This window comes from Bacillus sp. FSL E2-8900 (assembly GCF_037966225.1).
Classification (GTDB): domain Bacteria; phylum Bacillota; class Bacilli; order Bacillales; family Bacillaceae_G; genus Bacillus_A; species Bacillus_A cereus.
Window position 1 is genome coordinate 1,820,891 of sequence record NZ_CP150193.1, and the last position, 13,508, is coordinate 1,834,398.

Sequence of the window (13,508 nt, forward strand, 5' to 3'; positions counted from 1 at the left end):
AGTGAAAAGGTAAAAAATAGCATTACAATAGTTTGAAAAACTGAAACTTCATATTTTTCGACAATACATACAAAATGTTTTTGTCTTTTCGTATTTCTTAATAATTGAGTTTGATAAGATTGCTCAATTAACTTTTATTATAAAAACTATGAAGGAAGTGATTTTAGTATGGAAACGCTCGAATTGGCACGAATACAGTTCGCATCAACAACGATTTTCCATTACTTTTTTGTTCCGCTGTCAATTGGTTTAGCTTTTATTATTGCGATCATGCAAACGTTGTATGTGGTAAAAGGGCAAGCGGTATATAAGAAGATGGCAAAGTTTTGGACGCAATTATTCCTTATTAACTTTGCAGTAGGTGTAGTAACAGGTATTTTACAAGAATTTCAGTTTGGTATGAACTGGTCAACGTATTCACGTTTTGTAGGTGATGTATTTGGTCCCTCGCTTGCAATTGAAGGATTACTGGCATTTTTCATTGAGTCTACATTCCTAGGTTTATGGGTATTCGGTGAGGACAAATTACCGAAGCGAATTCACTTAATGTGTATTTGGCTCCTTTCAATTGGAACGATGTTATCAGCATTCTGGATTTTAACTGCAAGTGCATTTATGCAGTCACCTGTCGGGTATGAAATGGCAGCTGATGGTCGTGCGCAAATGAATGATTTCTTAGCCATTATTCAAAACCCACAACTATGGGTACAATTCCCGCATACAATTACAGCGGCAATTGCAACAGGTGCATTCTTTATTGCTGGTGTAAGTGCATGGAAAATTACAAAAGGACAAGAAACTGTAGTATTTAAAAAATCTTTCCGCATTTCTATCATTGTTGGAACAATTACAACGGCGCTTGTATTGTTCTTTGGTCATGCACAAGCGCAACAATTAATTAAGACACATCCAATGAAGATGGCGGCAGCTGAAGCGCTATGGAATACAAGTGAGGATCCAGCACCATTTACAGTATTTTCGAAAATTGATACAGAGAAGAAAGAAAATTCGTTTGAAATTCAAATCCCTTATATGCTAAGTCTATTATCGTATGATAAGTTTAGCGGTCAAGTTGAAGGGATGAATCAAATTCAAAAACAATATGAGGAAAAATATGGACCTGGAGATTATATTCCTCCAGTGCATACAATGTTTTGGAGTTTTAGAGCGATGGTAATGAGTGGAACATTCATGCTTCTTCTAGGAGCTTACGGATGGTTCTTATCAAGAAAAGATCGTTTAGCTGAAAAAACGTGGTATTTAAAATTAATGGTGTATGCAATTTCTCTTCCATTCATCGGTAATACAGTAGGGTGGATTATGACTGAAATGGGTCGTCAACCTTGGGTAGTATTTGGGGTAATGAAAACAGAAGATGCTGTATCACCAAATGTAACATTCGGTGAAGTATTATTCTCACTTATTTCATTCACATCAATGTATTTAATTATGGGTGGAATTTGTGTGTACTTATTTGTTCGTACCATTAAGGGCCACACGAATAAGAAAACGAAAAAGGATTATCAAAGCCATGATCCATTTGATAAGGAGGAAGAGTATGTTATCTCTTAATGAGTTGTGGTTTTTAGTTATTGCAATCTTGTTTGTTGGATTCTTCGTACTGGAAGGTTTCGATTTTGGTGTAGGAATGGTTTCGAGGTTTTTAGGAAAGAATGATTTTGAAAAACGAGTTTACTTAAATACAATAGGACCGTTCTGGCACGCGAATGAAGTATGGCTTGTTTGTGCTGGTGGAGCCATGTTTGCGGCATTTCCGCACTGGTATGCAACTTTATTTAGTGGTTTTTATATTCCATTTGTATTTATGCTTCTTGCTTTAATTTTAAGAGGTGTTTCCTTTAAATTTCGTGCGAAAATAGATAATCATAAATGGAAGAGTGCATGGGATTGGGGGATGTTTATTGGAAGTATGTTACCTCCTATCCTTTGGGGAGTTGCGATTGCAAACTTTATGGTAGGTGTACCTATTGATGAGAGTAAAAATGTTGTAGGTGGATTCTTGCAATTACTTCATCCATTTGCGTTACTTGGAGGAGTAATGTTTCTCCTACTATGTATTGTTCACGGATTACAATTTCTTACGATACGTACAACTGGTAAATTGAGAGAACGTGCACGAATTGCTGCAATAAAAATTGCACCATTTTCATTAATTACACTTCTTGTTTTTGCTGGTGTGGGGTTATGGAAAACCGACATTTTCACTGCTCATGGAACAGAATGGATTATGGTACCAATCGGAGCTTTTGTAGCACTATTAGTGTCCACTTTATTAAATAAAAGAAGAAGAGATGGTTGGGCTTTCTTTATGACGAGTTTAACAATCATTTTACTAAGTGCGAGTGTATTTATCGGTATGTTCCCACGTGTTATGATTAGCTCTTTAGGAGCAATGAATGATTTGACAATTTACAACGCAGCATCAGGAGCTTATGCATTAAAACTTATGACTTACTTTGCGATTGCTATTTTGCCTTTCGTTATCGGAAGTCAAATATGGAGTTATTATGTATTTAGACAACCTGTTAAGTCAGACAACGATTTGGAGTACTAATGAAAAGAAAAAGAGGACTTCCGTCTTATCCCGGTAGCCGTATTTTATATGTAGCGTTAACGATTATTAGTATTTTAGAAGCTTTTAGTATTATTGCGCAAACAATCTTTTTAGCACGAGCTATTACGTTTTTATTTCATGGAGAGACAGTACAAACAATATTAAGTGAAGTTGTGTATTTTGGTATCGCGTTTGTAGCGCGTAACATAGTAGTTCGAACATCACAAATATTAGTGGAACGTTTTGCTGAAAAAACAGGGTCGTTACTAAGAAAACAATTGATAGAGGCATATTTCACATTAGGTCCAAGGTATGTTCAAACTGTTGGAACTGGTCATCTGGTTACCTTATCAATTGAGGGGATTGAGAAATTTAAAACATATATTGAATTAACGATTCCTAAAATGATTAGAAGTAGTATCGTTCCAGGTCTAATTGTACTATATGTTTTTACGCTAGATATTGAGTCTGGAATCATTTTAGTTGTAACGATTCCTATCGTGATCATATTTATGATTCTTCTCGGATTAGCAGCGCAAAAAATGGCAGATAGTCAGTATGAGATATATCGTGTACTTTCGAATCATTTTGTAGATACGTTAAAAGGTTTAGAAACATTAAAGTATTTAGGGAAAAGTGAACAGCACGAAGGAAAGATTGAAAAAGTAAGTAAAAGATATAGAAAAGCAACGATGCGTACTTTGCGAGTTGCTTTTCTTTCTTCTTTTGCATTAGATTTTTTTACGAGTTTATCAATTGCGTTTGTGGCAGTTGGATTAGGGATACGTTTAATAGATGGAACGATTATACTATTACCAGCTCTTACAATTTTGATTTTAGCTCCGGAATATTTTCTGCCGATTAAACAAGTGGGAGCAAATTATCATGCGACATTAGATGGACAAATTGCGATGGAGCAAATAGAAGAGATTTTGCAACAACAAAAAGGAATACAAAAGAAAGATTTAAATGAAGATATAGTATGGAATGCCTCTAGTAGCTTGAAATTACAAGATATCAAAGTTAATAATACTGAATCTGAAAAGGCTATATTAGAAGGAATTAATTTTACTTGGGAAGGTAACGGTGCTATTGGTGTTATTGGTGAAAGTGGTGCAGGGAAATCGACGTTAATCGACGTATTAGCAGGTTTTTTATCTCCTTCGAGTGGAAAGATGTTAGTAAATGGTCTAGAAGTTGATGGATCTACTCGTGAAGAGTGGCAAAAAAATATTGCTTATATTCCGCAGCAACCTTATATTTTTCCGCTTTCATTAAAGGATAACATTCGTTTTTATGAAACAAATGCAACAGATGAAGAAGTTGAAAGAGTTATTAATGAAGTCGGCCTTCGTTCACTCGTTACATCACTTCCAAATGGGATACACGAAAGAATTGGAGAAGGTGGACGTATGCTAAGTGGCGGACAAGAACAGCGTGTTGCTATGGCGCGTGCGCTTTTAAGTAAAAAACCAATCATTTTATTAGATGAGCCTACGGCACATCTTGATATTGAAACCGAATTTGAAATAAAGCAAGCGATGTTACGTTTATTTAATGGAAAGTTAGTATTTTTAGCAACTCACCGTCTACATTGGATGAAACAAATGGACCATATCCTTATTTTAAATAAAGGGGAAATGAAAGAAAGTGGGACGTATGAAGAACTTTTAGAGAATGAGACATTACATTTTCATAGGGAAGAGAGGGGAGAGAAATGAGTAACTGGGTTAAACCTTATATAAAACAAAATAAAGGTAGAATGACTTTAACTATTTTCCTTGGTCTTCTTGGAGTTAGTTCAGGAGCGATGTTACTTTTTATTTCAGGTTATTTGATCTCAAAATCTGCCCTTAGACCAGAAAATGTAATGGCTGTATATGTTCCTATTGTTGCAACAAGAGCGTTTAGTATAGGGCAAGCTGTATTTCATTATATAGAGCGCCTAGTCGGGCATGATGTCGTACTACGTATATTAGAAAAAATGAGAACGAGGCTATATAGAATAGTAGAACCACAGGCGTTATTTTTCCGTTCTCGATTTCAAACGGGTGATATGTTAGGAGTGTTATCCGAAGATATAGAGCATTTGCAAAACCTATATTTACGTACAATATTTCCTAGCATATTAGCGTTAGTTGTTTATAGTATCTTCGTACTTGTTATCGGTGCATTTGATTTTGTTTTTGCACTTATTGTAGGTTGTATGTTAGCTATTATCGTTTTTCTTCTTCCATTTGTATCATTACTTTTGATGAAGAAACATCATGTTACTTTAAAGCAAGGAAGAAACAGTTTGTATCAACAACTGACAGATGCTGTTTTTGGATTATCTGATTGGCAAGCAAGTGGTCGTAAAGATGAATTTATTAATGAGTATGTAAAACAAAATGATCAGTTGTTAAAAATCGAAAAGAGAGTGAAACGCTGGTATCATATTCGGGACAGTATCATTCAATTAGTAGTAGGTATTGTAGTTATTTCGATGATCATATGGACTGGGAATGAAGCGGCAAGTGAACAAATTGCTCCTACAGTTATCGCAGCTTTCGTATTAATGACTTTATCTGTAACGAACGCGCTTATTCCTATTGTAGATGCCATCGATCGAATACCGTCGTATGTAGAATCTACCCATCGTCTTAATGGCGTAGAAAGTAATAGTGTTTTACATGATGAAACGGATTTGCATGGAGAGAAAGATTATATTGAACCAAAACATGTAGATATTGAACTGAATCACGTATCGTATAGTTATCCAGATAGTAATGAGATTGTATTAAAAGATGTAGCATTACAAATAAAAGCAGGGAAGAAAATTGCTATTTTAGGGAGAAGTGGGACAGGGAAATCTACTTTACTAAAATTGTTAACAGGGGCGTTAAGCCCAGTAAATGGCCAAGTTGTCTTGAATGGTGAAAGAGCTCATACGAATCTTTTATCTAAATATATTTCTGTATTAAATCAAAAGCCGCATTTGTTTGATACGACAATTGGAAATAATGTACGAATTGGCAAACCAGAGGCGACGGATGAAGAGATATGGAAAGCTTTAGAGAAAGCACAATTAGCTTCACATGTTACTTCTCTTCCGGACGGATTACAAACAAAAATGCATGAAATGGGAAAGCGGTTTTCTGGTGGGGAAAGACAAAGGGTTGCTTTTGCTAGAACTCTAATGCAAGAAACACCAATTATTGTACTTGATGAACCGACTATCGGTTTAGATCCAAAAACAGAATTGTCTTTAATCGAAACAATGTTTTCTGCAACGGAAGAAAAGACGGTTATTTGGATTACGCACCATCTTGTAGGAATAGAACATGTAGACGAAGTTATATTCCTTGATCGTGGCCAAATTGTCATGCAAGGTAGTCATAAACAACTTCTGAAAGAAAATGAAAAGTATCGTAAACTTTATGAGTTAGATAAAGGAATATAATTTGAATAAGCAATAATTGTAAAAATAGCTACGCCTAATGGTGGAGCTATTTTTTTGTTAGATTGCAGGTGTATATGATTGTTACGAATTAAAAATGAATTTCATATTATACATATAATGGAGGGGATGTGCATGAAGGAGCAATATAAAATCATTGTTTTAAGTGATGAATTATCAGGGGATAGGATTCGAAATACGTTAGACAAAAATAAATGTAAAACAATAGTTCATGTTGTAGACGTTTCAGATGTTGTTCGTATAGAAAGTTCTTTTCAATATATAGTCATTTGGAGAGGGGACGCAGAAAAACTTACAAATGAATTGATAAATAGGGGCGTGCAAAGTTCAAAAATTATTAATTTAACAAAATACATGTATGAATGGAAGGATAAATTAATTTCTATCTATCAAATAAATCCGGATCTTATGTCTTTATACATTTCTATGAAAAAAGCAAAGAGTGATCCGACGTATGAATTGTTTGCTACCGGTTTGTCTTATCCACATTGTGGCATAAGTACGGAGCTTCTCTCAAAAAAGTCAATAAAATTAACACTTCCATCGCAAGATCTATACTATGATTATTTAATAGCGTCACAACTTTTATCAAACAATCATTCATTTCAATATTGTTTAATAGGAATAGCCTATTTCTCGTTTTACTTTGATATGTCGTTATCATCTGAATCATATAGAATTCACAAAGTATATTATCCATTGTTTCAAGATGGTCATCATACTGTAGTTCACTCTCCTCTACCCACTGATGGATTCTCACATCTAAATACTCCGAAACCACTTCTTTCTATTTTTAATTTGCATTTTGAATATATTTTATTAGACCAACTAAAAGATGAATCATTGATACTGCCTTGGATAAATGCTGAATGGAATACTACTTCTCTTCATATTCCTTTTGAAGAACACGGGAAAATAAGAGCAGCTTCACATGCTAAATTGGCGTATCCTCATACTTTAGTTGAAAATAAAATGATTTTTAAGAAATATTTAGAATTACTGTTGAAAAATGATATAAAGCCATTAATTGTTGTGTTCCCTGTTACTTCACATTATTTCAATTGTAGTAGTAAGAAATTAAAAGAAGATTTTTATAAAGTTATAAATGATTTTCAAACTCAATATTCTTTTCAAATTATAGATCTATTTGATTCACCATTATTTTGTGATGAAGATTTTTATGATAGTGATCATATGAATAAAAAAGGTGCAAATAAAATGTCCGCGTTATTAAATATGTTTATTTAGGAACGAAAAGTATGATATTTTGTTTCATGTTTGCATAAAAGTATATAGGCTCCATACAGTTAAAGTAATGTGATTTTTGTGTCGCGTATATAAATAATATGCGAAGAGGTGAGAGAGTTAAAATGAGAACTCGTATTGAAAGAAATGAAGAGGTGGTAGAGCAACTTCCGTTGGTAAGTGTATTAATTCCTACGTACAATCGTCCTCTTTACTTTGAAAAGGCGTTATGTAGTGTGTTAGAACAAACGTACCCTAATATAGAAATTATAGTTGGAGATGACAGCACGAATGATGAAACAGAAAAAGTGTTACAAAAATACTTATGTGATCATTCAAATATTATTTATATAAAAAATAGATCAACTCTCGGACAATTTGAAAATGCGCTAATGTTATTTAATGAAGCGAACGGTGAATATATAAATTTTTTAATGGATGATGATGTATTTCATGTGAATAAAATTGAAAAAATGATGAAGTATTTTTTCAATGATTTAGATAATGAAATTAAGCTTGTAACATCTCATCGTCAAGTCATTGATGATAAAGGGAAAGAGCTACGACATATTTATTCGACTGTCCGTTTATTTGAAGAAGATACGATTATAGAGGGAACAGAATTAGGAAATAAGGTAATTGTGGATCAAAAAAATTATATTGGAGAACCGACAACAGTTTTATTTCGTAAAAATGATTTACAAGAACCATATGGAATTTTTGATAAGAGGCGGTATTTATGTAACGTAGATATAGCTTCATGGTTATCTTTATTAAGTAAAGGAAAAGCAGTATATATAGCAGAAACGCTTAGTTACTTTCGATTACATCCAGATCAACAGTTAAATGAATCTAATAAAATGATGGATGGGTTAGAAGATTTTTCACACAGTATTATAGCAGGCGAAAAATATGGTTTCTTATCCACTGAAAAAGAGTTAGACAAAGCAATAACTAATTTTCTAGATTATGCAAGAAGGATAGTTCCATCATCGATATTATATACATTAGACTATTACCAAAAAATTAGAGCGAAGAAAATAAACATAGAAAAGAAAAAACAACATATAAATAATAATTCTTCATTACCGAAAGTAAGTATACTTATTCCTGCATACAATAGACCTTATTACTTGGAATTAGCACTCAACAGCGCTTTGAATCAAACATATGAAAATATTGAAATTATTATTTCTGACGATAGTACAAATAATGAAGTCAATGCTATGATTCAACCGTACTTACGTGAATATGAGTGTATTACATATGTTAAAAATGAAACGCCGTTAGTTGCCGAAAACTTTAATAAGTGTGTAGAACTTGCGAATGGGGACTATATAAACTTTTTATTAGATGATGATTTATTTCATCATGAAAAGATCGAGAGAATGATGAAATACTTTTTGACGTTAGAAAATATTTCATTTGTGACGTCATATCGTGAACTGATTGATGAGAATGGAGAGATATTACCACCTTCAACATTAAATATGAAAATCGCGAAAGAAACTACACTTTTTGAAGGAAAAGAATTAGGAAATTATATGTTAAAAAACTTAAAAAATGTAGTTGGTGAGCCGACAACTGTTTTGTTTAATCGGGATTTGTTTGACGGGAAGTTTGGATATTTTAAAGGAAAGGCTTATTCTGCTATTAATGACATTGCAACTTGGCTAGATATGATGAGGAAAGGAAAAGTAGTTTATATGCAAGAACCTCTTAGTTATTTTAGACAACATAGTGGACAAAATCAAAAACAAATGCATTTTATTTTAATGACAATTGAAGAGTGGATTGAATTAATTATAGATGCATATAATAGTGGATTTTTAAGCTCCGAAAGTGAGTATAAAGAGAGTTTATCTTATTGTTTAGAAAATGCGGGATTTATAGTTAAGGATGCAGTAAGAAATGGCGAACTAGATCAAATTTATAATGAAAAGATAAAAAAAGGGTTAAACAAGTTAGTTGCTCATATGTTTGAGAAAGAATCTTGTTATTGTCAATATTGCAATCAACAATTTGAAAAATTTTCACCTTGGCCAGCGCATTATGATTTTCCGAAATATAAATTTGAGATGTGGAATAAAGATACAGGGATATGTCCAGTTTGCAATTCGATGGATCGTGAAAGATTGTATCGTGCGTACATTGAAACGGAAACGGACTTGTTAAATAGAAACTATACAATGCTTCATATTGCACCTGAAGCGAAGTTAAGAGATTGGTTTAACGAGTATAAAAATATTACGTATGTATGTGGTGACTTAGAACCAAAGGATCCATTAATGAAGGAAATTGATGTTACAAGGATTACATATGATAGTAATACTTTTGATGTAATATTATGTAGCCATGTGTTAGAACACGTTCCTGATGATGACAAAGCAATGCGAGAGTTATATAGAGTGTTAAAGCCAAATGGATGGGGAATTATTCAAGTACCGATCGTAATGAATGTAGATTTTATTATAGAGAATGAATTAATTGTAACACCACAATTGAGGAAATTAGCTTTTGGTCAAGAAGATCATGTGAGAATTTACAATCAATCGGGATTTATTCAACGATTAATGAATGCAGGATTTAAGGTAGAATTATATAACATAGCGGAAAAACAAGGAATGAAAAGTGCTAGGAAATTTGGATTATCTGAAACAGATATGCTCTATATTGTCCGAAAATGATAGGAAGGAATAGATAGATATGGAGAATATTCCTTTTTTACGTGCTTCAACTGTACCTGTAAGTGAGTATTTGGACGAATTGAAGGAAATTGATACATCTCACATATATACGAATTATGGACCTATAAATCAACGTTTTGAGGAAACAATTATGTCGTCATTTTTTCAAAACAGGGGAGCTGTTACAACAGTAGCAAACGCAACGTTAGGGTTAATGGCGGCTATTCAACTAAAGAAAAGAAGAAAGGGAAAGTATGCTCTCATGCCTAGTTTTACATTCCCTGCGACTGCCTTAGCCGCTATTTGGTGTGGACTGGAACCTTACTTTATTGATATTTCAATAGATGATTGGTATATGGATAAAACCGTACTTTTGGATAAAATAGAAGAATTAAAAGAAGAGGTTGCGATTGTTATCCCGTACGCCACTTTTGGATCATGGATGAACTTAGAAAAATATGAAGAATTAGAGAAGAAGGGGATTCCGGTTGTCGTAGATGCGGCGCCGGGATTTGGTTTAATGAATGGAGGGATGCATTACGGTCAAGATTTTAGTGGAATGATCGTATATAGCTTTCATGCAACAAAGCCTTTCGGAATTGGTGAAGGAGGGCTCATATATAGTAAAAACGAAGAAGATATACAACATATTAAAAGAATGGGGAATTTCGGATTTGATAAAAATCGTGAATGTACGATGATGGGGTTTAATTGTAAAATGTCTGAATACGCAGCCGCTATTGGGATTGCGACTATAAAAAAGTGGGATCAAAAATTAAAAGAACGCAGCCGTATTTCTGAATGGTATAAACAGTTGTTACAAAATACTGGGTTAATGAAAAAAGGGTGGAAAGTCCAAAAGACAGAAGCAGTTATTCACCAATTTATGCCTATCATTTGTCCAGAAGAAGTTCGCAACATACAAGTAATAGAAGAACTGAAAAAACAGAAAATAGAAGCTAGATTATACTTTTCACCATCTTGCCACCAACAAGTTCTTTTTAAAAACTATAAGTCTACAGATTTAACAAAGACGAATAAAATAGCAAAACGAATCGTAAGTTTACCTTTATGGGAAGGAATGACGAAAGAACTAGTAGAGCAAATTGTAATTTGTTTAGAGCAGAAGGTGGTGTCGGTAGATGAATAGTTTTTATAGTCAAGAAGAACTAAAGAAAGTTGGATTTTTATCTGTTGGGAAAAATGTATTGGTTAGTAAAAAAGCAAGTATATATAATCCGAGTGCTATATCAGTTGGCAATCATGTAAGAATTGATGATTTTTGCATTTTAAGTGGTAAAATCACAATTGGAAGTTATTCGCACATATCAGCGTATACAGCGTTATATGGAGGGGAAGTTGGGATTGAAATGCATGATTTTGCAAACATCTCAGCTAAAACAATCATATATGCAGTACTTGATGATTTCAGTGGAAATACATTAATGGGTCCAACCGTCCCGAATCAATATAGGAATGTGAAAGCAGAAAAAGTTATTTTAAAAAAACATGTGATTATTGGTGCTAATTCTATTATTTTTCCAAATGTAACGGTAGGAGAAGGTACGGCAGTCGGTGCGATGAGTATGGTAAAAGAGAGTTTAGATGATTGGTATATTTACGCTGGAGTTCCCGTAAGAAAAGTAAAACCTCGTCAAAAAAAGATGCTAGAGTTAGAAATTGATTTTTTAAAAGCATTCATTCTTAACAAAAAAGAATGAATGTTTTTTATTTTTATCTCGCTATTTGCCGGGCAGTAAGACCCTACCTCAAAATTCAGCGGAAGTAAAGAAGTTAGGTGGGGATCGGGCTGATAGCCAGTGGGGGATGAACAAAATCCTCACTGATTAAACTTTCACTTTATCCCGCTATTTGCCGATAAAGATTCGACTGGTGAGGGCTAATTAAAGTTTCACTTTATGATAGAGCAGAGAGTATCTTAACTTATTGTGTTTTAAATTTTGCTGACCAAGGCAATACTGAGCCATAGTGAATGTAAAGTTGGAGGGCGAGCGTATATGTTTGATGAGGATGGGATTGTTTTAATTATGGAACCAGCTGATGAAAGAAACTTGAGGAGATTTATTTTTTCAGTGCCAAAGTCAGTGTATGAAAAGAAGGGGCTTACATTACACTATGGAACAGCTATAGGACAAGGATATATGGATATAATTGAAGATATTATAAGCGTACATATAGAAATAGATGTTGTAACGATAATAGGGCATGTAAGAGGGTAAATAGCTATTTGAAAAAGGTTATAAACAATTTAGCTAGAAGTTATGTATAGAGAAAATTACAGACAATTATAAGGACGAAGGGGGTCTAAAATGAAAATAAAATCAATTTTATTAGTATTTATAGTTTCAATTGGTTTAATGGGATGTTCAATAGTGGAGGAAGGAAAGAACTCCATAGATTATGCTCAAAAGGCGACAGATTATGTAAATGAAATAAGTGCATTTGCAAATGATGCGCCAGCATTAGCAGAAAAGGCCATTAATGATAGCGAGGCTCGAAAAGAATTAGAAACGAAGCTTAGTGAAATTAAACAAGATATACCCGCATTCAATGAATTAACGCCACCTGATGTAGCAAAGGATCTTCATCAACAAATCGTCGGATATAACGAAAAATTAAATACGTTAATTGATACGGCGATGACAAAGATAGAAGAAGGGAAAGTGGATGTAGAGCAATTTAAAAACTCTGAGCTTATGCAGACGGTAGATCAAGTTCGAGATTTGAAAGATAAAGTGCAAAATTTAGGTCAATAGTAAAAAGCTCCGTTTGTGATAAACGGAGCTTTTTACTATTGGATACAATAAACGATTACACCAACGATAATAATCATGTTGCCGATGAGTTTACGTTTCGTTATTTTTTCTCCTAGGAAATACCAACCGAAAATTAATATGATGATATAACTTAAGGATTCTAATGCTGATGCTTGTTTTAATGCCATACCCTTCATGGCGATAACATTTAATCCGGCGTTAATTACAAATAAAGAGTAGCCGATAATAACATAAGGATTCACATATTCTTTTATTCTAGAATCGTATTGTTGCAAAGTAGCTTTTTTTAATAATATTTGTGAGTAATTAGCTAAAATTATCCCGAAAATAAATAATAACATATAACTATTCATCTTTTGTCACCACCACAATTCCGACAATAATAATAGCTGCACCAAGTAAATGATTCCACTGAATCGTATCTCCAAATAGAAATACTGACCAAAGCATTGACCACAGTATAATAATTCCGCGATGTGAATATGCTTTTGAAATTTCGAAATGTTTAATTACTTGTTGCCATAAAATTGCATATCCGAATAAAAGTATAACTAGTCCGAAATAAGCAACAAAAAATGAGATGGAAGCAATGGGGAATTTAGCTGCCCATTTCATGTAAACCATAATGATAGAATATATCAAAAAAGCTACATGTAAAAATACGTAATTTTTAATAGTTGGTTTCATTTATTCACTCTCTTTTGCATATAAATATATATTTATACCTAATTTTTCTAATGATA

Annotated in this window: 12 protein-coding genes; 10 read left to right on the forward strand and 2 right to left on the reverse strand. The window is 33.4% G+C overall.

Translation table 11 applies throughout. The features are described from left to right. Positions 1–168 precede the first annotated feature (168 nt). The 10 genes from cydA (at position 169) to NST90_RS09480 (ending at position 12,744) form a co-directional block, all read left to right on the forward strand. Complete coding sequence (cydA, locus tag NST90_RS09435) at positions 169–1,572, forward strand: cytochrome ubiquinol oxidase subunit I (protein ID WP_044307240.1); 1,404 nt, start codon at positions 169–171, stop codon at positions 1,570–1,572. After that, the gene (gene cydB, locus NST90_RS09440) at positions 1,559–2,575 is read left to right on the forward strand and encodes a cytochrome d ubiquinol oxidase subunit II (protein ID WP_000950083.1); all 1,017 of its coding nucleotides are present in this window, start codon (positions 1,559–1,561) and stop codon (positions 2,573–2,575) included. Before cydA ends, cydB begins: the two co-directional genes overlap by 14 nt. Next, complete coding sequence (cydD, locus tag NST90_RS09445) at positions 2,575–4,296, forward strand: thiol reductant ABC exporter subunit CydD (protein ID WP_044307239.1); 1,722 nt, start codon at positions 2,575–2,577, stop codon at positions 4,294–4,296. The genes cydB and cydD overlap by 1 nt, the downstream gene beginning before the upstream one ends. Continuing rightward, a complete protein-coding gene (gene cydC, locus NST90_RS09450; protein ID WP_044307238.1) occupies positions 4,293–6,017 on the forward strand; it encodes a thiol reductant ABC exporter subunit CydC in 1,725 nt (574 codons plus the stop codon). The genes cydD and cydC overlap by 4 nt, the downstream gene beginning before the upstream one ends. A gap of 132 nt (positions 6,018–6,149) precedes the next feature. Further along, complete coding sequence (locus NST90_RS09455) at positions 6,150–7,283, forward strand: hypothetical protein (RefSeq protein ID WP_283748209.1); 1,134 nt, start codon at positions 6,150–6,152, stop codon at positions 7,281–7,283. A 122-nt stretch (positions 7,284–7,405) separates the two neighbouring features. Beyond that, entirely contained in the window at positions 7,406–9,967 is a 2,562-nt protein-coding gene (locus tag NST90_RS09460; protein ID WP_001260405.1) for a glycosyltransferase, read from the forward strand. Positions 9,968–9,986: 19 nt separating this feature from the next. Next, a complete protein-coding gene (locus NST90_RS09465) occupies positions 9,987–11,117 on the forward strand; it encodes a DegT/DnrJ/EryC1/StrS family aminotransferase (protein WP_000427966.1) in 1,131 nt (376 codons plus the stop codon). Next, positions 11,110–11,688, forward strand: coding sequence for an acyltransferase (locus NST90_RS09470; protein ID WP_025710350.1), 579 nt, complete (start codon positions 11,110–11,112; stop codon positions 11,686–11,688). Before NST90_RS09465 ends, NST90_RS09470 begins: the two co-directional genes overlap by 8 nt. 297 nt (positions 11,689–11,985) lie before the next feature. Further along, the gene (locus NST90_RS09475; RefSeq protein WP_000459099.1) at positions 11,986–12,207 is read left to right on the forward strand and encodes a hypothetical protein; all 222 of its coding nucleotides are present in this window, start codon (positions 11,986–11,988) and stop codon (positions 12,205–12,207) included. A 90-nt stretch (positions 12,208–12,297) separates the two neighbouring features. Continuing rightward, positions 12,298–12,744 carry a DUF6376 family protein gene (locus NST90_RS09480; RefSeq protein ID WP_000695198.1) on the forward strand — a complete coding sequence of 149 codons (447 nt, stop codon included), beginning with the start codon at positions 12,298–12,300 and terminating at the stop codon, positions 12,742–12,744. 35 nt (positions 12,745–12,779) lie between these two features. Here the strand turns inward: NST90_RS09480 and NST90_RS09485 are convergent, their stop codons facing one another. Further along, a complete protein-coding gene (locus NST90_RS09485; RefSeq protein ID WP_001089868.1) occupies positions 12,780–13,118 on the reverse strand; it encodes an EamA family transporter in 339 nt (112 codons plus the stop codon). Next, complete coding sequence (locus tag NST90_RS09490; protein ID WP_000805125.1) at positions 13,111–13,452, reverse strand: EamA family transporter; 342 nt, start codon at positions 13,450–13,452, stop codon at positions 13,111–13,113. Before NST90_RS09490 ends, NST90_RS09485 begins: the two co-directional genes overlap by 8 nt. Positions 13,453–13,508: the final 56 nt, after the last annotated feature.

Excerpts from the sequence above, each read along its gene's own strand:
- cydA (WP_044307240.1), top strand. The coding sequence starts at position 169 with ATGGAAACGCTCGAATTGGCACGAATACAGTTCGCATCAACAACGATT.
- cydB (WP_000950083.1), top strand. The coding sequence starts at position 1,559 with ATGTTATCTCTTAATGAGTTGTGGTTTTTAGTTATTGCAATCTTGTTT.
- cydD (WP_044307239.1), top strand. The coding sequence starts at position 2,575 with ATGAAAAGAAAAAGAGGACTTCCGTCTTATCCCGGTAGCCGTATTTTA.
- cydC (WP_044307238.1), top strand. The coding sequence starts at position 4,293 with ATGAGTAACTGGGTTAAACCTTATATAAAACAAAATAAAGGTAGAATG.
- NST90_RS09455 (WP_283748209.1), top strand. The coding sequence starts at position 6,150 with ATGAAGGAGCAATATAAAATCATTGTTTTAAGTGATGAATTATCAGGG.
- NST90_RS09460 (WP_001260405.1), top strand. The coding sequence starts at position 7,406 with ATGAGAACTCGTATTGAAAGAAATGAAGAGGTGGTAGAGCAACTTCCG.
- NST90_RS09465 (WP_000427966.1), top strand. The coding sequence starts at position 9,987 with ATGGAGAATATTCCTTTTTTACGTGCTTCAACTGTACCTGTAAGTGAG.
- NST90_RS09470 (WP_025710350.1), top strand. The coding sequence starts at position 11,110 with ATGAATAGTTTTTATAGTCAAGAAGAACTAAAGAAAGTTGGATTTTTA.
- NST90_RS09475 (WP_000459099.1), top strand. The coding sequence starts at position 11,986 with ATGTTTGATGAGGATGGGATTGTTTTAATTATGGAACCAGCTGATGAA.
- NST90_RS09480 (WP_000695198.1), top strand. The coding sequence starts at position 12,298 with ATGAAAATAAAATCAATTTTATTAGTATTTATAGTTTCAATTGGTTTA.
- NST90_RS09485 (WP_001089868.1), bottom strand. The coding sequence starts at position 13,118 with ATGAATAGTTATATGTTATTATTTATTTTCGGGATAATTTTAGCTAAT.
- NST90_RS09490 (WP_000805125.1), bottom strand. The coding sequence starts at position 13,452 with ATGAAACCAACTATTAAAAATTACGTATTTTTACATGTAGCTTTTTTG.